Below are 23,740 nucleotides of genomic sequence, written 5' to 3'. Positions count from 1 at the left end.
GACATGGAATTTTTAGGACAGTTTATTTTCTTATATCCAATCATTATGAGTATTGTTTGGATGATAGGAGCTTCCTACTTTTATTTCCGCTATGAGCGTAACGTGCCTGAGTATCCGGATTTGCAAGAATTTCCTCTAATGACAATCATGGTTCCAGCTCACAATGAGGAAGATTCGATAAAGGAAACAGTGCATGCTATTTTAGAATCAGATTATCCAAATTTTGAAGTTATTGTTGTTGATGATGGCAGTACCGATAAAACTTGTTTAATGATTGATGACATTGTAGCGGAATCACCGAAGGTTCGTTCCTTAATTCTCAAGCAGAATATGGGCAAAGCAGCAGCTTTAAATTATGGGTTTTTAATGAGTAAAGGTGAAATCGTTGTAACCATAGATGCTGATTGTCTTTTAGATAAAAAAGCATTACATTGGTTAGTATGGCACTTTACAAAATTTCCTAGAGTAGGAGCTGTTACTGGTAACCCGAGGGTGCGTAATCGGACCAGTTTATTGGCTAAAATTCAGACAGCCGAATATTCTAGTGTAATAGGTCTCATCAAGCGAACCCAAAGGCTGTTGGGTAAGATTTTGACAGTATCAGGTGTTATAGCTGCATTTCGTCGATCTGCTTTGATTGACGTAGGGCTATGGAGTACAGATATGATTACGGACGATATTGATATGACGTGGAAGATTGAGAAAAAGAAGTGGGATGTTCGTTACGAGACCAATGCTCTTGGTTGGATATTAGTTCCAGAAACCTTGGGTGGCCTTTGGAGGCAAAGAGTGCGCTGGGCCCAAGGTGGTATTGAAGTACTAAGACGTCACTCCGATGTTCTTACAAGTTGGAAGGAATGTCGCTTATGGCCTCTATACCTTGACTATGTGCTAAGTGTTACTTGGGCATTAACCTTTATAACCGTATCTATTTTGGGGGTATTGGGAGTGTTATTTGGAATCCAGTCGGCCTTTGCACCTTATGGAAATGCAATACCTCAATGGACTGGTGGCATAATTGCCCTGACTTGCCTCATTCAATTTTCCCTTAGTTTATTTCTCGATAGGAAATACGATTCCAATTTACTTGCCGTGTACTTCGTTGTTATCTGGTATCCAGTAATTTATTGGATGTTTAATTCACTTGCTGTAATACGGGCGATCCCCAAAGCCTTTCTAAAGAAAAAAGGCACTTCAGCAACGTGGACCAGTCCAGATAGAGGAATACGAGTGATTGATGGTGCAAGAGGAGGTAATTCTAATGGCAATCATTAATGAGCCTAAACTTCAATCAAGTAAACAGAAGGCAGCGGATAATACGATCATCACAATTGGTCTTGCTGTGTTTAGTTTTTTCCTAATCATGTTAACCCTTGCTTTATGGGGTGCTGCAGGAACGTATTTTTACAACTATCTCTTTACTCCCCAGGATGTTGAAGCAACGATAAATATGCTTATCCGTCTTACTTTAGTAGGAAGTGCTGTATTTATCATCATGCTACTTTGGTCCAAATATAATTTGGTTCGATTCGGTAGCTTAAACCGTCGTCGTGCCGTGCCACCACCCTCATTAGAAGAGACAGGCACATTGTATGCTATTGAAAGTGAGCCTGTTGCTTTGGCACAGACGTTTAAGTCGGCTACGATTGAAGTCAAGGAAGAGGGACTAGTGCTTTGCAGCTATCAAGGAAAATGTTTTTCCACAAACGATCCTACAGCAAAATAGATTAGATAAAAAGTTCCAGATGAATTTTAATTCTAACTAAGGCGCCAATTATCCTTAGGACCAAGTCGCTTTGGATCTTTTACTTAAGGAAAAGAGGTTTACAGCGACTTGGTTCCTGGATAAAAAGATAGTGGTACTAAAATGATGCAATGAGAGGTGGTATCATGGAGCGATTTAGCAAGTTATTATTAAGAATATTCTTAGGGCTAATGCTTTCAGTGATTCTTTTAAATTCACCCTCTTGCTTAGCGGCAGATTTAATTACGAATCATGATTGGCGACACTTTACTGGCGCTACCCTTACTGATAATGGCATAGAAATTATGCCAGTCGGCCGTATGATTGTTCCTAAAATTTCTGTTCCCAAGGAAACAAAAGATCCAGATGTGGCAGAGATGGCTAAAATGCCACCAACGCCGAATCCGCCAATCAACTTACGCGGCCCACTGCTACAGGTAGAGGGGGATTTTATTATTTCAACCCTGATAGATGCAAAGTCTGATAAAGAGGCCTATTTAGATCTTTACGGAACATTGCCAATTATTTACGATGAATGGCGGCAAGAAGGTAAGAGACTTCGTTTGGGAGTAAAGAATGGGGTGCTTATGGTATTTGTTTGGGATGGTAGTTCACCTGATCCAATCGTCAAGAAATTTGGTGATGGGGCGACAGGGATTGTAACAATGAGTGTGTCTAGAATAGGTGGGAATTTCTTATTTGAAATAAATGGAAAGCAAGTTGGACGATTAGCTGATCCAGGAGTATTTAGTAATGGAGAAATTGTATTTGGAGCCGATGCAGAACAAGGAGGCGGGTTTACAATTCGTCAACTTTCAGCCCAGTCTCTTTCTACAGTATCTAAAGTACAAGTCATAGACCGCGAACCACTTAAAGCCTACACTTTCAACCCTGATTCCTTACGGGCAATTGCTTCTTCTCGGGATAAGCCAATTTATATTGGTGCAGCCGTTGCGGCGATTCCTTTAGTTACAGATGAAAAATATCAGTCTCTGGTAGGACGGGAATTTAGTATGGTTACTCCTGAAAATGATATGAAGTTTCAGTTTATCCATCCAGGTCCTACTGTTTATGCATTTAATGAGGCAGATGCTTTAGTTGAATTTGCTCAAAACAATAATATCCGCGTCCATGGACATGCTTTAGTGTGGCATGAGGCATTGCCTAGGTGGGTAACGGAGGGACGACATTCGTCAGATGAAGTAAAACAAATTCTTTCTGAGCACATTCGAACTGTGGTAGGTCATTATAAGGGAAAAGTTGCCGAGTGGGATGTTGTAAATGAACCGTTGAAAGATATGGGATACAATACGAATAAGGGGCTGCGTTCCGCCAATCCCTGGTTTCAGGCTATGGGAGAAGAGTATATTGATTTTGCCTTTCGTGAGGCAAATGCAACGGATGAAAATGCTCGACTTTATTTAAATGAATATGGTATTGAGGAGCCAGGTGAGAAATTTGATGTTTTATATGCATTGGTAAAACGTCTTTTAGCTCGTGGTGTGCCAATACATGGAATTGGCTTTCAAATGCATGAGGACATGGAAGCTGGTAAATATGTCGGTTCCCAGCCTGAGCTCGTAGCAATAAATATGCAAAAGATAGTGGACTTGGGCCTAGAGGTTCGAGTTTCTGAGATGGATGTGAATCTAAACGCAAAGCCGACGCCTCGTCGACTAAATGAGCAAGCCCGTGGTTTTGGTGACATGCTGGCAATGAGTATCAGGCAAGATAAGCTGAAAAGTTTTGGACAATGGGGTGTCACTGACCGGTATTCTTCTCTAGCACCTATGTTTGAGTACTTTCAGTTAGGTAATGGATTGCTATTTGATGCTGATTATCAGCCAAAACCCTCTTATTATAGAATGAAAGAAATAATGATTGATCAATAAGCGATTAATCAAACAGCCTGCAATTTATAATAATTGCAGGCCTGTTTTTTTTATTAGATGACTCTAATTTCTCCCTGTTTTTTGCCTAAGAATGTAAGCATTTTTTTGTTGACAGAAAGTAATATTGTTGTTAATATTAGCTTGTGTAATTGAGAAAAATTATCAATTTGCGAGTGACGGAAAGTAGCATCTTCAGGCCTGCTTTTTGCATTTTATCGGATAATTTCTTGCTTTGTGGATGTTTAATTTAGTAAGAGTGATATTTTTTTAGAAAAAATATTGACAATTAGTCTCAATTGAAATTCAAGAAAATGGGGGATAGGATATGAAGAAAATTACAGTTATTTATTGGAGTGGAACAGGGAATACGAAGCAGATGGCTGAAGCCATTGCAGCAGGTGCTGCCTTAGAAGGAATTTCTGTAAATTTGCTATCTGTAGATAAAGCAAGCAAGGCTGATGTACTTACGTCGGATGCTGTGGCATTGGGCTGCTCGGCAATGGGAAATGAAGTGTTAGAAGAGATGGAAATGGAACCTTTTATTCAAGATTTGGAGGGTGAAAACTTATCTTCCATACCTTTAGTTCTGTTTGGTTCTTATGATTGGGGCGATGGACAGTGGCTGAAAGACTGGGCAGAAAGAATGGAAGAGCAGGGAGCTAAATTGGAAGCAGAAGGGCTGATGATTCACAATACTCCTGATGAGTCAGGACTTGATCTTTGCCGAAACCTAGGAGCAAAACTCGCAGCAGCAATTATTTGATGATAATGTGTTAAAAGAATATAAGGGCCCTATAGTTTAAGAATAAACTGTAGGGTTTTTCTAGTGGTATCAGAATTCATAACACAATGCCGCTATCGCGGCACACAAAGAAGATGGGAATGAAATGGATAGAAATCCTTTGTGACCTTTGTGTCTTAGTGGTTTGAAAAGGACGCGTAGCGTTTTTCTTATGAGTTGGCTAAAAAAATTCTGAAATCCCTGATTTTGGTTTATTAGAAAAAAATAAAAAAACAAGAAGATAACCTGTTGACGTATATTTAAATGTCTGCTATAATTAGAACTCGTCACCCCAGTAAATTATTGAACAGCAATTACGGTTGTTTTTTCAATAAATGGTGATAAAAATTTCGGGGCGTGGCTCAGCTTGGTAGAGCACCTGGCTTGGGACCAGGGGGTCGCAGGTTCGAATCCTGCCGCTCCGACCATCTTCTATAAATAGAAAAATAAAGAACATTTTGCTTTAAGACATGGTTATTAATGCGGGAATAGCTCAGCGGTAGAGCATCGCCTTGCCAAGGCGAGGGTCGCGAGTTCGAATCTCGTTTCCCGCTCCAAATTATGGCGACATAGCCAAGTGGTAAGGCAGAGGTTTGCAAAACCTTTATTCCCTAGTTCAAATCTAGGTGTCGCCTCCAATTCGATTTTTATATACTGCCTTTAACAGTTTGGCATATTAAAATATGCCGGGGTGGCGGAACTGGCAGACGCAAGGGACTTAAAATCCCTCGGAGAGTGATCTCCGTACCGGTTCGATTCCGGTCCTCGGCACCAAGTAAAAACCAAAGCATCGCAGCTATTGCGGTGCTTTTTTGCGGAATCAGAAAGTATAACACTTCCTTGATTCCAAGTAAGAGCGACTAAGGCTTCTGCCTGCGTCTGAGGACTTGGCATAAGCCAAGTCTTTTCTTAAATAAAAGTTTACATAGATTTGGTGATGAGGTCGTCTTGAAACAACCGGGTGATAATTCAAAAAAGAATTATCACCCGGTTGTTTACGGAATCAGAAAGTATAACACCTTCTTGATTCCAAGTAAGAACGACTAAGGCTTCTGCCCGCGTCCGATGTATTGGCACAAGCCAAGTCTTTTCTTATAATATCAAAATGTATCAGTTAAAAGGGATTTTCTTTTTTACAAAAGTTGATGGCCTCTAGAAAGTCCTGCGGTAGGGGGGCTTTTACTGTAATTTCCTCATTGCTTTCTACTTGTCTAAAAGTAATAGAAGCCGCATGTAAAGCTTGCCTTGGCATCCAAGACGTGCGAATTCCGTACATGGCGTCTCCTATAATAGGGTAGCCAATATGTGCTAAATGAATTCGAATTTGGTGGGTTCGCCCCGTTTCTAAATGTAATTCAAGTAATGAAGCTGAGGATAATGTTTGGATGGTTTGGTAGTGAGTGACAGCATGTTCACCTTTTTCGTTTATCGCCCGTCGGTTGGCCAAGGTGGCGTGAAAACCGATTGGGGCATTAATGGTTGCAGCAGTTGGATTGACGATTCCTTTTACCAAAGCCCAATAGGTACGTTTTAAGGTTCCGGCCTTTAGTTGCTGTTCTAGGATGAATTGACTACGGGAATCCTTTGCGAAGATGATACAACCTGAGGTTTCCCTATCTAGTCGGTGTACAGGGCGAACTGTGCTTATAGTGCCTCGCTCTTTAAGTAAGTAAGCAAGATAATTTGCTAATGTACCGCTAGTGGTTTGCCCTGTAGGATGAACGAGCTGATAGGCTGGTTTATGTAAGACTAACATGGTATCGTCTTCGTAGAGTATTTCGATATGACCCTGTTCAGGTTCTACCCCATAAGACAAATCCTCAGATTGTAGGACTCGTAATGTATCTTCTGCCTTAATTTTTTTTTGCAGAAAAACTTTTTTACCATTTAAAAAAATACCCTTTTGTCGTGTCAGCTTTTGAATTTTTCTTCCAGAATATTGTAAGATTTGCTTTAGGTATTCCTCAAGAGTAAAACCTGCATGCTCTTTGGATACTTTATAGGTAATAAAAGATTTCATTTGTAGGTCCTTCTTTCTATAATGAGAATTTGGAATGATTTAGTGCAATAATACAATATTTATTATGTAAATACAATGGTTCGCGGCAAGTGAGATTTGCCGTAGGGCTACACAAGTGCAACGCTATATTGTGTTTACCATTTGACATAGTCTCACCATTACTTATATAATTATTACGTAGAATAGTAGTATAGTAAGATGGTTGTATCATTTGTAGGATGGCAGGATGGTTATAAGGGCATTGTGCACTCCTTTTGTGGAGTGTTTTTTGTTTTTAGCCAATTTCTGTACATTATTTGTAGGAAGGTAGGATGGTAAAAATGAATATTCAACTCGTAATCATTATTCTTTATATTTGTGTTTTGTTTGGGATTAGTATTTATGTTAAACGCAGGACGGAAAGTAGTACCGGTTTTCTCTTTGCTGGACGCAAGCTTACCACACTGCTAGTGGCAACGAACATTGCGGGTACGGCGATTGGCGCAGCATCGACGATTGGTGTTGCAGAAAATGCCTATCAATATGGTATTGCTGCTGGATGGTACAATGTAGCCTGGGCGGCAGGAGCTGTATTGATGGCAATGGTGGCAGCAGAAAAGTACCGGGAGATGGATTGTACGACGATACCGGAATTGTTTGAACGTTATTATGATAAAAAAGGGCGAGCAATTAGTGTTTTAGGAATGATCACCATTCAGTTGGTGATTACCTCACTTCAATATCTTGCGGGCGGAGCTATCTTGTCTTCGCTTTTACCTGGTATATTTTCCTTCCAGGGGGGCATGATAACCAGTGCCATAGTATTTATTGGCACGACATTGATTGGTGGCTTATGGTCATCAGGTTTGTCCAATATTTTAAGTGTGACTTTAATTTACATTGGTGTGCTGATTAGCACGGTGACGACTGTTTCTAATCAAGGTGGTTTATCCAATCTGGCGGCCTCTTTACCCTCTAATGTAGACTGGTTTAGTCCTCTTGGTGGATTGGGATTAGCGACGATTGTTGGTTGGTTTGCTGTTATGATGACGCAAACGATTACGGCCCAGGGGCCTGTGCAGGTTGCTTGTTCGGCAGTAGATGGAAAGGCTGCGAAAAAGGGATTTCTGTGGGGGGCACTTTTAATTTTCCCCGTAGGTTTTTTGTGTGCCATTATGGGAATGGCAGCTAGGGTTGCACATCCAGGTATGAATGCAACATTAGCACTTCCTCAAATGATTATGGGATTAGACCCTATCATTTCTGGACTGACATTGGCAGCATTATGGGCAGCGGATGTTGCCACTGCGTGCCATATTTTACTAGCTGCAGGGACTTTGTTTTCTCAAGATATTTACAAGCGTTTCATTAATCCTAGTGTAAGTGATGAAAAATACACAGTCATCAATCGATCTTCTATTTTAGGATTAGGAATCGCTACCTTGTGGTTTGCCTTTAATGCTGTAGGTATTGTAAAGACGATGCTAATTGGTCTTAGTCTTACAACAGCTTTTACCTTGGTATTTTTATTTACTATGTTTGCACCAAACTTCTGTCGTCGAAATTCTGCCTTTTATACGACGCTGGCAGGTATGATAACATTGTTTGCTTGGCAAATGTTCCCCTCAATTCAGATTTTTGCCCATCCCATCTACATGGAGTGGTTGGTTTGCCTTGTTACTTTCTTTATTGTTGCCATCGTAGATAACGAAAAAATTACAGTCATACAAAAGAGGGAGGCAGCCTAAGTGGAAATTACGAGTATTGTTGTCGGTAGGGCAGCAATGAATATGGCGATTAGTGAGGATCGACAGGATGAGAAAGAGATCCAGAAGCGCTTGAACGCTCGTGATATCCGTTCTGTTGCTGTTGATTTTGGCGGGGAATATTTAGGTTCCGTCAAAAAAATTATTGAACGGGCAGTGGTGGCCGCCGAACGTCAGGGATTGGTCAGTGCCAATCATGTCGGTGAAGGGGCTGTTGCTGGTGCGACACATGCGGCCTTAGAACAAATTACGTCGAAAGCAGTTGGGCTTAATGTGGGCGGAAAGATCGGGATCGCCCGTCATGGTGAACATATTTGCGTAGCAGTTTATTTTGGTGTGGGGGTTTTGAATCTTAATGAAGTAGCCGTAGGATTGGCCCACCGTTCTCTGGCGTCGGTAGAAGAATAGGCTACAGACCGCGAAATTTCGCAAATAAAGAAAAAAACTATTATTTTTCTACAAGATTTACAAATTGTTTACAAGACATCACTGGAAATACGTGGTACTATGGTATTGGACAAGTAAAAACACCAAATGCTAAAAGTGTGATTGGTGCTTAGTTGATTAAATTGATAGGAAAAAAGGAGTGTGTATTATGTGCGGTTGTGAAGAAAAAGATCCTGAAATGACGGATGAAATTCCAGTGTTGTTTACAGATGATATTGAGCTTCTCGAAGATCGTTTATCGGATGTTATTATTGCCATGGGCTTGCCCGAAGAGCAAACTGGGGCAGTTTTAAGATTGATGAGTGACGCGTTAGAAGAACATCATTCTAATATTCTTGATACCTTTGAATATATTATAGCAGGCGAAGAAGACGAGGAAGAGGTCGAATAATCTTCTCTCTTAGTTCTTGTTACTAAGACACCTTGCAACCAAGAATTGGTTGTAAGGTGTCTTTTTTGTGTGTGGTATCAGAATTTATAAGTTTCTAGTTAAAAAGATTGAACCACAAAGACACAATGCCGCTATCGCGGCACACAAAAAAAGATGGGAATGAAATGGATATAACCCCTTTGTGACCTTTGTGTCTTTGTGGTTCAAAAAGGACGCGTAACGTTTTTCTTATTTTTACAGGGTATATTAATATAATAAATAAATTATTCCGCATAGTGGAATAATTTATTTATTTATGAGAATAAAAAGAGGATTTAGAATATATTACGCGAATATTTGTGGTATAAATGAAAAATAAATCCACATAGTGAGAAAAGGGAGGCTTTTTAAATGGATGTTAGACATAACGTTCATCCAGAGGATGCAAAACATTATACAACTGAGGAATTAAGAAATCGATTTTTAATCCAAGAGCTATTTGTGCCGAATGAAGTGAAAATGGTATACAGTCACGTTGACCGGATGATAACTGGTGGTGTATGTCCTGTTGAACCTGTAGTGCTTGAAGCAGGAGCTGGAATGGGGGTTGATTATTTCCTAGAAAGACGGGAAATGGGGATTATTAATATTGGTAACCCAGGTACTGTTACCATTGATGGTGTGAAACATGACCTTAGTACAACTGATGGCCTATACATTGGTATGGGTGCAAAAGAAATTAGTTTTTCAAGTGCAGATGCTAGCAAACCAGCTAAATTTTATTTTAATAGCTCACCAGCCCATAAAACCTATCCAACAGTGAAAATTAAAAAATCCGAAATCACTCCGAATCATCTTGGCTCTATAAACCAGTCAAATGACCGTAACATATATAAGTATATTCATCCACAAGGGGTGAAAAGCTGTCAATTAGTAATGGGAATGACAGTTCTTGAGCCAGGGAATATGTGGAATTCTATGCCTTGTCACACACATGATCGTCGTATGGAAGTGTACTTGTACTTTAATCTTCCGGAAGATGCTGTTGTGTTCCACTATATGGGTGAGCCAACAGAAACCAGACATGTAGTAATGAGAAATGAACAAGCAATTATTTCACCTAGCTGGTCAATTCATTCTGGCGTAGGTACCCAATGTTATACTTTCATTTGGGGTATGGCGGGAGAAAATCAAACTTTTGATGATATGGACCATGTTGCAATGAAAACATTGAAATAAATTTAGTTGATAAATGAAAATCTATACTAGATAAAAAGATAGTGGAGGTTCTATATGAGTATGTTTGATTTGACGGGAAAAGTGGCCATTGTTACTGGTGCAGCAATGGGGCTTGGCCAAGGGATGGCTGCTGCTTTAGCAAAAGCGGGAGCAGATATTGTTAGTGTAGGCTTAGGTGATAATACTGAAACAAAAGCATTAATCGAAGCTACAGGTAGAAAATTTTTGGCTGTAGATGCTAACTTGATGAGCATTGAAGTGATTCCTGCTGTAATTGATCAAGTAGTTGCTGCATTTGGCAGACTTGATATCTTAGTTAACTGTGCTGGTACCATTCGTCGTGCCGATGCAATCGACTTCACGGAAAAAGACTGGGATGATGTTATGGATCTCAACCTCAAAACCGTATTCTTTTTCAGCCAAGCAGCAGCAAAACAATTTATTAAACAAGGTCAAGGCGGCAAAATTATTAATATCGCTTCCATGTTATCCTTCCAAGGTGGTATTCGCGTACCTTCCTATACTGGTAGCAAAAGCGGCGTAATGGGAATTACTCGCTTGATGGCGAATGAGTGGGCTAAATATAATATCAATGCCAATGCAATCGCACCTGGTTATATGGCTACTGCCAATACAGCTCCGATTCGCGCTGACGAACAACGTAATGCTGAAATTGTCAATCGTATTCCAGCAGGACGTTGGGGCTTGCCGCAAGATTTAGAAGGACCTGTTGTGTTTTTGGCAGCACCTGCTTCTGACTATGTGAATGGTTACACTGTAGCGGTTGACGGAGGATGGTTAGCTCGTTAGTAGTAATAGATTTAGATAAGGTAGCCGGTCTCAAAGGCTGCCTTATCTAATGGCTAATGAATTCCGAATCTTCACAGATGATGAAACATTTAGTTTAAGTGCGCAATTATATATATTTAAAAATATTGAATAAAAGAGGGAAGGTAAACTATGAAAATCAAACACACGATTGACAGAATTCCTGGTGGCCTCATGCTGGTTCCTTTATTTTTGGGAGCGATATGTCACACGTTTTTCCCTGATTCGGGTAAATATTTCGGATCCTTTACGAATGGTTTAATTACTGGTACCGTACCCATCCTTGCCGTGTGGTTTTTTTGTATGGGTGCTGGTATTGATATTAGAGCTACAGGTACAGTGCTAAGAAAATCAGGTACTTTAGTATTGACTAAAATTGCCGTTGCTTGGGTTGTAGCATTTATCGCAGCCAAGGTCCTTCCGGGAAATGGGGTACAAACGGGATTTTTCGCTGGATTGTCCACTCTGGCATTAATTGCAGCTATGGATATGACCAATGGCGGTTTGTATGCTTCCATTATGCAACAATACGGTTCCAAGGAAGAGGCAGGAGCGTTTGTCCTCATGTCAATTGAATCAGGTCCTTTAGTGACCATGCTTATTATGGGCACTTCTGGTTTAGCAACCTTTGAACCACGTTTATTTGTTGGTGCTGTTCTTCCTTTCTTAGTTGGTTTTGCATTAGGTAATTTAGATAGCGAACTAAGAGAATACTTTGGTAAGGCATCTAATGTTATGATTCCTTTCTTTGCGTTTGCTTTAGGTAATACAATTGATTTGAATGTAATTGGTAAAACTGGATTATTAGGAGTTACATTAGGGATTTCCGTTATTATAGTTACAGGTATTCCATTGATGTTAGCTGATAAATTTATCGGTGGCGGCAATGGTACAGCAGGGCTTGCGGCATCCAGTACTGCGGGAGCAGCTGTTACCAATCCTCTCATTATTGGTGAAATGCTACCAGAATTTAAACCAGTTGCACAAGCTGCTACTACGTTAGTTGCTACTTCAGTTATTGTAACATCCGTTATGGTTCCAATATTGACAGCTTGGTGGAGCAACTATATGAAAGAAAAAGAGCAAGCTGTAAAACAAGCATAAATCCGATATGGCTTAATGAAAAGAGGCATTCTCTGTATGCCTCTTTTATTAAGCATTCGGACTTTAACCAATAAAGGAGAGGAGGAGCAATATGTCGAAAGATATTGTGATTAACCTATTAGTTTTTGCTGATGCTGTTAGTAAGGGAACGAGACAGGTTGAACTTTTCTCTAAAGTAGCATCTTTAGGCGTGAAAAAAGTAGAAGTGCGGCGCGAATGGATCAAGGACTTTGCCGTGGAACTGCCACAAATGCGCAGTAAGGCAGCAGAGCTTGGTCTGGAAGTATATTATTCGATTCCAGCAGTGCTCTTTAAACGAGGTAAATTAGATCGTGGTGGTTTGCTCGAGGTGCTTCACGAAGCAAGAGTACTTGATGCTACACGTGTTAAATTCGCTGTAGGTGAATTTGATGATACTGCTCAAAAGGAACTGTTTGATCTTAAGAATATACTTAGTGGGCATACTGTGCTTGTTACTGTAGAAGGCGATCAATCTCCTGCCAATGGCAGAGTTGAGACCATTCTAGCGTTGGTGGAAGCGTGCCGTACAAACAATATTCCTGTATATGCTACTTATGATGTAGGTAACTTTGTTTTTGTTGGTCAAGAACCACTTTATAATGCTGTAAAACTATATCCTTTTGTTCGCTATATTCACTTAAAAGACGTGGAAATGACGCTGCAAGGGCCTCAAGTACGCAGCTTAGATGGTGGTCATATTAACTGGCGGGCAGCTCTTAGCCTATTGCCTAAGGATGTACCTGTAGGCATTGAGTTTCCTTGTGGGGAAGAACCAGAGGAATTATTACTAAAAACAATTGAAAAAATACAACAGGTAAACAAATCATAATGTTACGGTTGAATTTAGGAGGTAAAATATGAGTAAAATACTTACAATTGGCGAACCTATGGCACTTTTTGTAGCACAGCAGGAAGGTGCATTGAAAGATGTAGAACATTTTTCCCGGTTTGTTGCGGGTGCTGAAGTTAACTTTTCTATCGGTATGGTGCGTTTAGAGCATCAAGTTACTTATATTACAAAACTAGGTGATGATCCTTTCGGTAAACAGATAGAAGAATTTTTACAACAGAATGGTATTGATACATCTTATGCTACCTACGATGCTAATTATTTTACTGGTATGCAGTGGAAGCAGAAAGTTACGACTGGTGACCCTCAGGTTTTTTCTTTACGTAGAAATTCAGCAGCTTCTCACATGGATTTAAACACAATCGCTGAACTTAATTGGCATGGATTTGATCATATCCATTTGACCGGTATTCCTCCAGCGCTTTCAGCTGGATGCCGGCAGGTAGTATATGAATTGATTAAACAAGCCCGGGAAAAAGGCGTACAAATCTCCTATGATCCCAACTTACGTCCTGGTCTTTGGCCAGATAAAGCAGAAATGGCAAGTGTAGTTAACGATTTAGCATGCCTTGCTGATATTGTGATTCCAGGTATTGAAGAAGGAAAATTGCTTACTGGTAAAGAAACTGTACAAGAAATCGCCGATGCTTATCATGCTGCTGGTGTGAAGACTGTTGTAATAAAGTTAGGTGCCGAGGGTGCTTATACAAGTTCAGAGGGGCAACAATTTTACACGCCGGGCTTTAGAGTAGAAAAAGTGGTAGATACAGTAGGTGCAGGCGACGGTTTTGCTGTTGGCCTAGTGAGCGCTTTACTAGAAGGATTATCCTTGCAAGAAGCTGTAAGACGGGCAGCTGCAATTGGTGCATTGGCAGTTATGTCTCCTGGTGATAATGATGGACTGCCAACTAGAAAAGGTCTATCAGCTTTTATGGCACAAAAATAAAAAGGTAGTGAGGTAAAAATGGATAAAGAGATTGTAATAAAGAGACTTTGCGAAGAAAGTTTAGTAGTTGTCGTACGTGGTGCAAACCATGAAGAAGCGCGTAAAACAGTAGCAGCTTGTGTTGCTGGTGGCATCAAATTAATTGAAGTTACTTTTACCATTCCGAGAGCACACCAGCTTATGGCTGAACTGGCAGAGGAATATAAGGGTACGGACGTAATGATAGGTGCAGGAACAGTGTTAGATCCTACAACTGCAAGATTAGCTATTTTAAGTGGTGCTGAGTTTGTTGTATCTCCTTGCCTTGACGTGGAAACCGTAAAACTTTGTAACAAATATCGTGTACCGGTAATGCCGGGAATCATGACAGTGCGTGAAGCAGTATTAGCTATGGAAGCAGGCGCAGATATTTTAAAAGCATTCCCAGGAGAAATGATGGGGCCTAAATTTGTGAAAGCATTAAAAGGGCCATTACCTCATGCACGTCTAATGCCAACGGGTGGTGTGGACATAGATAATGTTGGAGAATGGCTTAAAGCTGGTTGTGTAGCAGTAGGGGTTGGCGGTAATTTAACACGAGGTGCCGCTACTGGTGATTATGCCTTGGTTACAGAAACAGCACGCCGCTTTGTAGCAGCTGTCCAGAAAGCAAAAGAAGAAATAGGATAAGCTGGTTACGAAAAGTAATCATGTATGTCTATTGCTATTCTTGCTGACTGAATTGTAACGATGAGCTTGCTCTAGTAAAAATGATATAATACAATAATGATAAGGGTTGCTTTTTAAGGTACAAGGAAGGGGCATAGATATGGCGGGAAAAATAGAAGTGCAATCATTGCATAGGGCATTTGATATATTAGAGGTAATTGGTAATAGCCGAAATCCCATTAGTATAAAAAAAATTACTGAAGATACGGGACTACCGAAATCTACCGTTTACCGCTTGTTAAATAATCTTGAGAATCGAAACTATGCTTTCTGTGATCACAATGGGAATTACCGACTTGGTTACCAACTATTGATGATGAGTCAGTGGGCAGAAAAAGAGTTTGAGATAAAACACTTGGCAAAAGAGTATTTAGAGTCACTGAATGAGTTTACGAAAGAAACGATCCATTTAGCTATTTTACAGAAAAAGCGAGTTTTATATGTAGATACGGTAGAAAGTCCTCATCCCTCACGTTTAGTTGCTAAACTAGGAACGACTAATTCTGTACATTGTACTGCTCTTGGCAAAGTTCTGCTGTTGCATCATACAGATGCAGAGATACTTGCCATTCTTGAAGAAGAAGGTATGGAAAAAAGGACGGAAAATACCCTGACGAAACCTCTTGATTATCTTAAAGAGATGGAAAATGTTCGGAAGTTAGGTTATGCCTTAGATAAGCAAGAAAGCGAAATGGAAGGAAGATGTATTGGCGCCCCTATTTATGATAAGGCAGGAAAGGTTATTGCTGCGATTAGTATCTCAGGAATTGCCACTCGCTTCTCTCTTGATTTTATTGAAAAAGAAGTAGTCGATAAATTATTAGATAGTACATTGCGTATTTCTCGTATTTTAGGTTATGTGGGATAAGAAGAAAAAGAGATCACTCTTTAATTTAGCTGTAAAGCTGATAGGAAGAGTGATCTCTTCTTATGTTATCAGAATTTATAAGTTTCTAGTTAAAAAGATTGAACCACAAAGACACAATGCCGCTATCGCGGCACACAAAGAAGATGGGAACGATATGGATAGAACCCCTTTGTGTCTTTGTGGTTCAAAAAGGACGCCTAGCGTTTTTCTTATCTTGTTGCAGGTGTCAGCAAGATAATGGCGAAATTTACTCTTATCATTGTGATAAGGTGGGTATTATGACGATTAACAATAGTTATCAAGATTATACTCTTCCCGATTGGAAAAAATTTATCATGGGAGAAAAGGGCCAGTATTCTACTCGTTCGCTAATTATTGAATCCTGGATGCGTTGTTATGAGGCTAGTGTTAACCCTTATGGCAATATAATCCATAGCAAATTAGATGAAGCAGCCATGTTTTCTATGCTCTTAGAGAAACGAGAGCTTATAGAGATAGCCAAACCTTTTATGATGAATCTATATTCTTTTGTTGAGGGCTCTGGATTTGTAGTTGCTTTAACTGATGAGCGAGGCTATATAATGGAAATGTTCGGTGATGAAGATACATTGAACAATCCTATGACGAGCAATTTTTTTCAAGGAGCTTTGTGGAGCGAAAGAGAAGGTACCAATGCCATTGGAACCGCTTTAATGATAAAAGAAGCCGTTCAGGTTTCAGGGGCAGAACACTATTGCCAAAAACATCATTGCCTAACTTGTTCTGCAGCACCCATTTTTAATCCTACAGGACAAGTAATTGGAATTTTGGATATGTCGGGTGCCTCCTATACTTCCCATCTGCATACGTTGGGTATGGTTGCTGCTGCTGCAGAAGCCATTACTGCGCAACTTGCCATACAACGAAAAAATCGAGAATTGGCAGAGGCGAATAAGCGTTTAACAAACCTTTTTAATACCATGTCTGATGGGGTATTGATGGTTGATGAATGTGGTATTATAAAACAAATTAACCCAGCTGCTAAAGATATTTTAAGTACAATAGAGCATGAAATAGTAGGAATGCCTATGGATCGTCTATTTGGCAACAAAAATGTAATAGCCCAGTTGATGCTGCATAGTAAAGAGTCTTATGAAGAGATTGAATGCATAGTTGATACGAAGAATAGTATGTTTCACTGCCTGGCATCCGGTGACCCTTTACTAGATGAGCAAGGCCGAGTAATTGGTGGAGTTATTCTTTTGCGTCCGAAACCAACGCAAAATCTAGAAAATCGATTTAATGGTTATCAAGTCACGTTGCAATTTGGCGATGTTATTGGTGAAAGCGCGGCGATAGTAGAAGCCATACGAGTGGCTTCGTTGGCAGCACCTACCGCCTCTACCATTCTTTTGCAAGGTGAGAGTGGTACAGGAAAAGAGATTTTTGCTCAGGCTATTCATAACCGGAGTAAACAAAGGAATGGTCCCTTTGTAGCCATGAACTGCGGTGTTATACCTAAAGATTTAATTGGCAGTGAATTATTTGGTTATGCCGAAGGTGCCTTTACGGGTGCTAAACGAGGTGGTAAACCAGGAAAATTCGAATTTGCTTCTGGTGGTACTCTTTTTCTTGATGAAATAGGTGATATGCCTCTAGAACAACAAATCGCATTACTGAGGGTATTGCAAGAGAAAAATATAACACGCATTGGCAGCGATAAGATGATTCCGATTAATACACGGATTATTTGTGCAACAAACAAAAACTTGATGGAAGAGGTAAAAAAAGGAAGGTTTCGCCAAGATCTTTATTATCGACTAAATGTGATTACTGTCAATATTCCACCTCTTCGTGAGCGTAAGGCAGATATTCCCTTACTATTTACTAATTTCTTAGAGCGAATTGGTAGGGAAAGGAATTGTAAGTTTTGCGCTGATCCTCAGGTAATAGAATGCTTACAGCAGTTTGATTGGCCGGGTAATGTGCGTGAATTACAAAATGTAGTAGAACGAGCTGTAAATTTGTCTGGAACTGAGATGATTACAGCAGTGCATTTGCCAATTGAGATTTGTGCAGGAATAAACCCTCCAGTGGCGTTAGATGCTATATTTTCTCAGGTTCTAAAAGGGAATTTTGGCCGTATAGAGCGAAAGAAAATATTGGAAAATGCCGAGAAACAGCAAATTATATTGTTTTTAACAAAGCATGGTGGTAATGTGAGTGAAGTAGCTCGAGAACTGAAAATTTCTCGTAATACCCTTTATCGTAAGATGCATTTATATGGTGTAGAAAATTAAATAGAACAATAGTGTCACTTTTGTGTTGCTTATAGGTGACAAAAAAGTGACACTATTGTTACAAAAACCATCAATAAGCCACTTCCTAACTTATCGGGAATGGCTTATTTTCTATGTGCATGAATGGCATGGTATATGCATAATTACTGATTACATATAGTAAACTGAAAAATTCGAATAAGTTAGAGAGGTAACTATCCAGGGGAAGAACTGAAAACAGTTAGATAGTTATGGTTGGTATTTTACGGAGAGGGGGCTTATTTGATAAAGGATAATTCAGGTTACGGTAAAAAAAGACTCTTACTAAGTATGGAGGGGGAAAATAGATGTTTTATCGTATAAATATGGCTGATCTATCGGTGAAAAAAGATGACGGTGCGCCATACCAAGGACTAGGAGGTCGTGCCCTTAGTTCACGGATTATAGATACTGAGGTATCTCCTACAGATCATGCCCTAGGAGAGGGGAACAAGCTTGTTTTTGTTACTGGTTTACTATCAGGCACAGGAGCACCTAATGCAGGACGCATGTCATTAGGCGCGAAGAGCCCATTAACCGGAGGGATTAAAGAAAGCAATGTAGGCGGAGCAATGGGGCATAAACTAGGCCGGCTTGGCATTAGAGGGATCATCGTAGAAGGATTACCCAAAAAGGATATCTCCTATATTATACGAGTCTGTAGTGAAGGATTGTTTTTAGAGGAAATGCCTGAATTAAAAGGACTAGATATTTATGATACGGTAGCCAAACTGCAAGAAAAATTTGGTGCAAAAATCGCCATTGGCTGTATTGGTACGGCAGGGGAACGCAAGATGGCAACAGCTTGTGTTGGGTTTACTGATATGGAAGGCGATCCTACCCGTCAAGCTGGCCGCGGTGGTATGGGTGCAGTAATGGGGAGTAAAGGGATTAAAGCAATTATAGCTGATGATAGCGGCACAAAAATGGTGCCCTTTGTAGATGAACCGGCCTTTAGAGCGGGGGCGAAAAAATTAGCCAATGCCCTATTGACCCATCCTGTTACAAGTCAAGCACTACCTGCTTATGGTACTGATGTATTAGTAAATATACTAAGTGAGGCGGGGGGATTGCCTACGAGGAATTTTAGCTCAGGTAGATTTGAGGGGGCAAATAACATTGGGGGTGAAACACTGGCGGCAACCATTCATGAACGGGGCGGGAAAACGGGACATGGCTGTTCGCCAGGATGTATCATTCGCTGTTCTCAAATCTATAAAGATAAAAAGGGAGAAGTTTTGACGGGTGGTTTTGAATATGAAAGCTGCTGGTCCTTTGGCGCCCATTTAGGTGTTGATAATCTTGATGATATAGCTTTAATGAATCGTTTGTGTGATGATTATGGTGTAGATAGCATTGATACAGGGGTGGCTATAGGAGTGGCAATGGAAGCAGGTTATATTAAATTTGGAGATAGCCAGGCTGCCATTGACTTAATCCACGAATTAGGAAAAGCAACGCCTATAGGACGGATTCTTGGTGCTGGCGCAGAAATCACGGGGAAAGTATTTGGTGTGCGTAGAGTTCCAACAGTAAAAGGGCAGGCCATTCCAGCTTACGACCCACGGGCTGTTAAAGGTGTTGGTGTTACCTATGCGACGACTACCATGGGAGCAGATCATACGGCTGGTTATTCAGTAACAGCTAATATTCTTGGTGTAGGTGGAAAAGTAGATCCCCTAAAACCAGAAGGACAAGTGGAGCTATCTCGTAATCTTCAGATTGCTACCGCTTTCATCGATAGCACAGGCCTTTGTCTATTTGTTGCCTTTGCCATTTTGGATATTCCAGAAGGTCTAGAGGGGATTGTTGAGATGTGCAATGCTCGTTATGGGTGGGATAAGACGATTGGTGATTATCTAGAAATGGGTAAACAAGTGCTCAGAGAGGAACGGGCTTTTAATGCTTCAGCAGGTATTGGTGGTGGAGCTGACGATTTACCTGACTTCTTTAGAAAAGAACTGTTACCGCCTCATAATGTAGCATTTGATGTGCCAAAAGCAGAATTAGACACTGTATTTAATTTTTAACAATCTAGTGATAAAGTTCTAGGAAAAACGTTGAAACACGAAGCTCGCAAAGATGTACGAAGGGATATTGCTTTAGTTCTTATTCTTCGCCGTCCTCGCGTCTTCGCGTTTCAAAATGTTTTTTATATATTTCAATAATGAGAATAAGTCGTTTTATTTGAATTCTGGGGGCGGGATTGATGCCTGATATGATTGAACTCCGAGGGTTTATGGGACTATTTACTTTATTTAAAAAGAGAAATTGGTCAAATCCTTATTTTTTTAGTTTAGAGAAAGAAGTAACAGGCCCCGAACTACTAGGAATATTGGATATTCCAAAGAAGGACGTTGAGATCATATTTATAAATGGAAAAGCTTTTCTCCCCTTTGATGCGATTATTTGTCCTGGCGATCGTGTGGCTTTAGTGCCCCCAGGTACGCCAGGGCCATACCGTGTCCTATTAGGTTTTATTAAACAGGAGTAAAATAGGGAGGGATAGTATTGTACATAGAGGTACGGTTATATGCTACATTAAGGCGATATTACCCTTCTTGGATTGCAGGGGTGTCATCGGTTGAAGTGCAGGCAGACAGTAGGGTTAGTGATTTACTTAACACTATGAAGATTGATATGGCAGAGGTTCATATTATTATGATAAATGGTGTTAGTAGTACGTTAGACTCCGCTCTGCAAGAGGGAGATCGAGTAGGACTTTTCCCAGCTGTAGGTGGTGGTTAAATGATAGGGAGTAATAGTAGTCTAGATAAGCTAGAGAAGGGGGAAACCCCAGAAAGGTACCAAAGAAATATTGGCACAATTGGAGTGGCTGGGCAGCAAAAGTTGTTACGTGGGAAAGTAGTCATTGTTGGGGCGGGCGGTTTAGGTGGTAATATTATAGAATTATTGGCTCGTCAGGGTGTAGGTTTTATAAGAGTGATTGATGGAGATAGCTTTGCGGTTCATAATTTGAATCGCCAATTGTTAGCGACAGAACAGAATATCGGGGTAAATAAAGCAATTGCCGCAGTAGAACGGATTGCTGCTATTAATTCCGATATAATCATAGAAGCTATACCTCAAATGCTCACTAAGGAAAATGCCAAGGAGCTACTGGCGGATGTGGATGTGGTAGTGGATGCTTTAGATAATATTCGTGATCGCTTGCTACTCAGCCAAATAACAAGGGAACTTGGTTTACCTTTTGTACATGGTGCAATTGCTGGCTTCACAGGGCAAGTGACTACTCTGTTGTCTGGAGATGTAGGTTTGGAAAGGATCTATAAAAAAGATAGTAGAGGGGAAAAAGGCATTGAGACCCAGCTAGGAAATCCAGCAACTACTCCTGCTTTGGCTGCGGCAATTCAATGCCAAGAAGTAGTCAAACTTTTAACAGGCATCGGTGAAGTATTGCAAAATCGGCTTTTATATTTTGATACAGAGTTTAACCTTTTTGAAGTATTAACATTGAAATAGTTGTAGGGCAAGTTCCCCAAAAGTTAATAGGATATAGAACAACGTACCGTAATAAAAAAGCTGTCGGTGTCCGGCAGTTTTTTTATTTTAGATTTTTTTTAGTATCCCCGTATCTTTTTTAGGCTTTCTCGTGACTAAGATAATAGAAAGAATTCAATATCTAAATAGTAACTTACTCTACTAGATTAAAGTGGGATAGAAAGGATAAATATAAAATGAAAATAGAGTCTAATATTCATGGAATCATTGTACCTCATGCGCCAACCTTGCTTGAAGATGAAATAGACCAACCATCCTCTCCTGTTATAAAGGCTCTGCAAGAGAGTGGCAAAAGGATGCAAGAGTGGGGCGTGGAGGCTGTAGTTGCTGTCACTACCCATTGGCAGACTAACGATAAATTTTTCATAGATAACTCATCGCAACATGAAACAGTAATGGATTATTACGGGTTTCGCCGAAAAATTGAATATGACGTTTTGGGAAATCCTAAATTGGCTAACTTACTTTTACAAGCAGGTGAAAAAAATCTGATCTTTCCTAGCAGTAGCAAACATGGTGCTGATCATGCCATTGCTATTCCATTACACTTCATGTTTCCAGAGAAAAACATTCCTGTAATTCCCCTTTCTGTTTCAGGTTCATTGCTCTGTGCTTTCCGGTGGGGAAGAACCTTAGGACATACACTAAGAAATTGGGGGGGGAAAGTGCTATTTCTTATTTCGGGTTCCCTTTCCCACGACCTTACCTGCTTTATGAATGGCAAAATGCGATTAGAGCATGAGACCTTTGATCGTCGGGTGCTTAAGCTACTTTCTGAAGGCAAAGGGATGGACGTTTTGAAGATTGATCAGGAATTAATAGAGATAGCAAAACCTGAAGGGAATTTCCGTGACTTGTTTATGTTGCTAGGAGTAATGGGGTCACAGACTCCTGGGCATATTCGGGCTTATGAAAAGTTGCCTGGTGTAGGCATGGGGATCGTTGAATTTTTAGATTCAGGTTATAATGAGAAGGACGAAGATTTTTTGAAATATTGCCAGCCAAGTGGCATGATTCATTGAAGATAAAAGGAAGGATAGAATATGAGTGAGAATGAAAAGACGGTTGATCAGGAGATAATTCGTTTTTATAAGGTCGGAGATCAGGAGAGAGCATTAAAACTTTTTACAAATCAATATCAAACGAAACTCTATTCCTTGGCTTACCGGATGCTTGGAAATCATGACGATGCTATGGATGCCCTACAAGAAATTCTGCTCCAAGTACATCGATCTTTGCGAAATTTTAAGGGGCAGTCCAGTTTATATACTTGGGTTTATCGATTGAGTTCTAACGTATGTTTTAATTTTCGTAAAAAAAGAAGCCGAACTAGCAATCAGATAGAGTGGGAGGAAAGTCTCCAAGGAGTCATGCTGCCGATTGAACGTCCTAATGAAGATCCAGATAAAATGTGTGAAACTAAGTATAAACAATTTCTAGTTCAGCAAGCAATTTTAAAATTGCCGGAAACTCAGCGAGTACTTCTTATTTTGCATGATCTTGAGGGAATTCCCGTTCCCGAGGTTGCCAGTATTTTAAATATTAATACCAATGCAGCAAAATCAAGAATTCATCGCGGCAGAGCGGCTTTGCGCAATATTATAAGCAAAGGTTTTGTGGTCAAAGGAATGGAAGGGGTAGGGGTAGGTATTTTTACGGCAGAAGATTCCAATAAAATAATGTAGAAAAAAATAAAAGTAGCCGTATCCTTTTTAGGAGAAAGGTTGACTAACTAAATGAAATAGAAAATAGGGGGAAGTAAAATGTCAAAACGTTATTATGAATGGAGTATGCTTGTGCTCCGTGTCGCTTTAGGAATCATTTTTCTAGCTCATGGATTACAAAAAATAGCTGGATTTGAGGGTATTGTTAAATGGTTTGGCTCAATAGGATTGCCAGCCGCACTTGCCTATGTAGTGACTACAATTGAGACCGTAGGTGGCGCATTCCTGATTCTTGGATTGTTTACGCGCACTGCAGCAGCTGGAATTATGTTTGTTATGTTAGGAGCCATTTTTTCCGTCAAAATGAGCAAAGGATTTATTGGTGGGTATGAGTTTGATATATCGTTACTAGCTATCGCAGTGGCGTTGATTCTATCAGGAAGTAACACCTATTCATTAGGAAATCTATTTAGTTCATTCAAAGCAAGTTCCTCTGTAAAGAAAACTGCTAGATGATAAAAAAATTAAAAATAGGGAGGTTCTATTAATGGCTCAATTAGGTGAAGTATTAGTTTGTGAACTCTGTGGAAATGAAGTGACAGTGACTAAAGCTGGTGGCAATCCAGAAATCCACTGCTGCGGTCAAGCAATGAAGAAAAAATAAAAAACAGAAAAAATGAAGGCAATCAACGGA

24 protein-coding genes and 4 tRNA genes are annotated in these 23,740 nt (G+C 40.1%); 27 read left to right on the top strand and 1 reads right to left on the bottom strand.

All coding sequences use genetic code 11. The annotated features are described in order from the left end of the window. Positions 1-3: 3 nt before the first annotated feature. From pgaC to QSJ81_RS21930, 8 genes are all read left to right on the top strand, one after another. Positions 4-1,275, top strand: a complete 1,272-nt coding sequence (pgaC, locus tag QSJ81_RS21965; protein ID WP_285719488.1) for a poly-beta-1,6-N-acetyl-D-glucosamine synthase — start codon at positions 4-6, stop codon at positions 1,273-1,275. Continuing rightward, positions 1,262-1,726 (top strand): poly-beta-1,6-N-acetyl-D-glucosamine biosynthesis protein PgaD, encoded by a 465-nt coding sequence (pgaD, locus tag QSJ81_RS21960; RefSeq protein WP_285719487.1) that lies wholly within the window; start codon positions 1,262-1,264, stop codon positions 1,724-1,726. Before pgaC ends, pgaD begins: the two co-directional genes overlap by 14 nt. Positions 1,727-1,890: 164 nt before the next feature. Then, a complete protein-coding gene (locus QSJ81_RS21955; RefSeq protein WP_285719486.1) occupies positions 1,891-3,636 on the top strand; it encodes an endo-1,4-beta-xylanase in 1,746 nt (581 codons plus the stop codon). 325 nt (positions 3,637-3,961) lie between these two features. Further along, complete coding sequence (locus QSJ81_RS21950; RefSeq protein WP_285719485.1) at positions 3,962-4,399, top strand: flavodoxin; 438 nt, start codon at positions 3,962-3,964, stop codon at positions 4,397-4,399. 369 nt (positions 4,400-4,768) lie between these two features. Next, positions 4,769-4,845: transfer RNA gene (locus QSJ81_RS21945), tRNA-Pro, on the top strand. A 54-nt stretch (positions 4,846-4,899) separates the two neighbouring features. Continuing rightward, positions 4,900-4,974 (top strand) — tRNA-Gly (locus QSJ81_RS21940). Positions 4,975-4,980: 6 nt separating this feature from the next. Beyond that, positions 4,981-5,055: transfer RNA gene (locus QSJ81_RS21935), tRNA-Cys, on the top strand. A gap of 47 nt (positions 5,056-5,102) precedes the next feature. After that, positions 5,103-5,191: transfer RNA gene (locus QSJ81_RS21930), tRNA-Leu, on the top strand. Between the two features lie 340 nt (positions 5,192-5,531). On the opposite strand, the gene QSJ81_RS21925 is transcribed toward QSJ81_RS21930, so the two are convergent. Then, the gene (locus QSJ81_RS21925; RefSeq protein WP_285719484.1) at positions 5,532-6,437 is read right to left on the bottom strand and encodes an RluA family pseudouridine synthase; all 906 of its coding nucleotides are present in this window, start codon (positions 6,435-6,437) and stop codon (positions 5,532-5,534) included. Positions 6,438-6,757: 320 nt separating this feature from the next. On the opposite strand from QSJ81_RS21925, the gene QSJ81_RS21920 reads away from it, so the two are divergent. From QSJ81_RS21920 to QSJ81_RS21830, 19 genes are all read left to right on the top strand, one after another. Further along, positions 6,758-8,164 carry a sodium:solute symporter family protein gene (locus QSJ81_RS21920; RefSeq protein ID WP_285719483.1) on the top strand — a complete coding sequence of 469 codons (1,407 nt, stop codon included), beginning with the start codon at positions 6,758-6,760 and terminating at the stop codon, positions 8,162-8,164. Beyond that, positions 8,165-8,590 carry a HutP family protein gene (locus QSJ81_RS21915; protein WP_285719482.1) on the top strand — a complete coding sequence of 142 codons (426 nt, stop codon included), beginning with the start codon at positions 8,165-8,167 and terminating at the stop codon, positions 8,588-8,590. A gap of 187 nt (positions 8,591-8,777) precedes the next feature. Further along, positions 8,778-9,020: a hypothetical protein gene (locus QSJ81_RS21910; protein ID WP_285719481.1), complete on the top strand. Its 243-nt coding sequence runs from the start codon at positions 8,778-8,780 to the stop codon at positions 9,018-9,020. 390 nt (positions 9,021-9,410) lie between these two features. Continuing rightward, positions 9,411-10,238, top strand: a complete 828-nt coding sequence (gene kduI, locus QSJ81_RS21905; protein WP_285719480.1) for a 5-dehydro-4-deoxy-D-glucuronate isomerase — start codon at positions 9,411-9,413, stop codon at positions 10,236-10,238. A gap of 54 nt (positions 10,239-10,292) precedes the next feature. After that, positions 10,293-11,048, top strand: coding sequence for a 2-dehydro-3-deoxy-D-gluconate 5-dehydrogenase KduD (gene kduD, locus QSJ81_RS21900; RefSeq protein ID WP_285719479.1), 756 nt, complete (start codon positions 10,293-10,295; stop codon positions 11,046-11,048). Between the two features lie 150 nt (positions 11,049-11,198). After that, positions 11,199-12,170 carry a 2-keto-3-deoxygluconate transporter gene (gene kdgT, locus QSJ81_RS21895; protein WP_285719478.1) on the top strand — a complete coding sequence of 324 codons (972 nt, stop codon included), beginning with the start codon at positions 11,199-11,201 and terminating at the stop codon, positions 12,168-12,170. Between the two features lie 91 nt (positions 12,171-12,261). Further along, entirely contained in the window at positions 12,262-13,020 is a 759-nt protein-coding gene (locus tag QSJ81_RS21890) for a sugar phosphate isomerase/epimerase family protein (RefSeq protein ID WP_285719477.1), read from the top strand. Positions 13,021-13,048: 28 nt separating this feature from the next. Then, positions 13,049-13,987, top strand: a complete 939-nt coding sequence (locus QSJ81_RS21885; RefSeq protein ID WP_285719476.1) for a sugar kinase — start codon at positions 13,049-13,051, stop codon at positions 13,985-13,987. Positions 13,988-14,005: 18 nt separating this feature from the next. After that, positions 14,006-14,656, top strand: coding sequence for a bifunctional 2-keto-4-hydroxyglutarate aldolase/2-keto-3-deoxy-6-phosphogluconate aldolase (locus QSJ81_RS21880; RefSeq protein WP_285719475.1), 651 nt, complete (start codon positions 14,006-14,008; stop codon positions 14,654-14,656). A gap of 139 nt (positions 14,657-14,795) precedes the next feature. Beyond that, entirely contained in the window at positions 14,796-15,563 is a 768-nt protein-coding gene (locus QSJ81_RS21875) for an IclR family transcriptional regulator (RefSeq protein ID WP_285719474.1), read from the top strand. 278 nt (positions 15,564-15,841) lie between these two features. Further along, on the top strand, positions 15,842-17,842 hold the full coding sequence (locus QSJ81_RS21870; protein ID WP_285719473.1) for a sigma-54-dependent Fis family transcriptional regulator: 2,001 nt from the start codon (positions 15,842-15,844) through the stop codon (positions 17,840-17,842). A gap of 326 nt (positions 17,843-18,168) precedes the next feature. Then, positions 18,169-19,890 carry an aldehyde ferredoxin oxidoreductase family protein gene (locus QSJ81_RS21865; RefSeq protein WP_285719472.1) on the top strand — a complete coding sequence of 574 codons (1,722 nt, stop codon included), beginning with the start codon at positions 18,169-18,171 and terminating at the stop codon, positions 19,888-19,890. 179 nt (positions 19,891-20,069) lie between these two features. After that, on the top strand, positions 20,070-20,354 hold the full coding sequence (locus QSJ81_RS21860; RefSeq protein ID WP_285719471.1) for a ubiquitin family protein: 285 nt from the start codon (positions 20,070-20,072) through the stop codon (positions 20,352-20,354). Between the two features lie 17 nt (positions 20,355-20,371). Next, positions 20,372-20,608, top strand: a complete 237-nt coding sequence (locus QSJ81_RS21855; protein WP_285719470.1) for a MoaD/ThiS family protein — start codon at positions 20,372-20,374, stop codon at positions 20,606-20,608. Next, the gene (locus tag QSJ81_RS21850; RefSeq protein WP_285719469.1) at positions 20,609-21,343 is read left to right on the top strand and encodes a HesA/MoeB/ThiF family protein; all 735 of its coding nucleotides are present in this window, start codon (positions 20,609-20,611) and stop codon (positions 21,341-21,343) included. 215 nt (positions 21,344-21,558) lie between these two features. Then, complete coding sequence (locus QSJ81_RS21845; RefSeq protein WP_285719468.1) at positions 21,559-22,404, top strand: DODA-type extradiol aromatic ring-opening family dioxygenase; 846 nt, start codon at positions 21,559-21,561, stop codon at positions 22,402-22,404. A gap of 21 nt (positions 22,405-22,425) precedes the next feature. Next, positions 22,426-23,067 (top strand): RNA polymerase sigma factor, encoded by a 642-nt coding sequence (locus QSJ81_RS21840; protein ID WP_285719467.1) that lies wholly within the window; start codon positions 22,426-22,428, stop codon positions 23,065-23,067. A 78-nt stretch (positions 23,068-23,145) separates the two neighbouring features. Beyond that, the gene (locus QSJ81_RS21835) at positions 23,146-23,562 is read left to right on the top strand and encodes a DoxX family protein (protein ID WP_285719466.1); all 417 of its coding nucleotides are present in this window, start codon (positions 23,146-23,148) and stop codon (positions 23,560-23,562) included. Positions 23,563-23,593: 31 nt separating this feature from the next. Then, positions 23,594-23,710, top strand: a complete 117-nt coding sequence (locus QSJ81_RS21830) for a hypothetical protein (RefSeq protein ID WP_071842035.1) — start codon at positions 23,594-23,596, stop codon at positions 23,708-23,710. Positions 23,711-23,740: the final 30 nt, after the last annotated feature.

This window comes from Pelosinus sp. IPA-1, assembly GCF_030269905.1.
Lineage (GTDB): Bacteria > Bacillota > Negativicutes > DSM-13327 > DSM-13327 > Pelosinus.
This window is presented reverse-complemented; position numbering and strand designations above follow the sequence as displayed.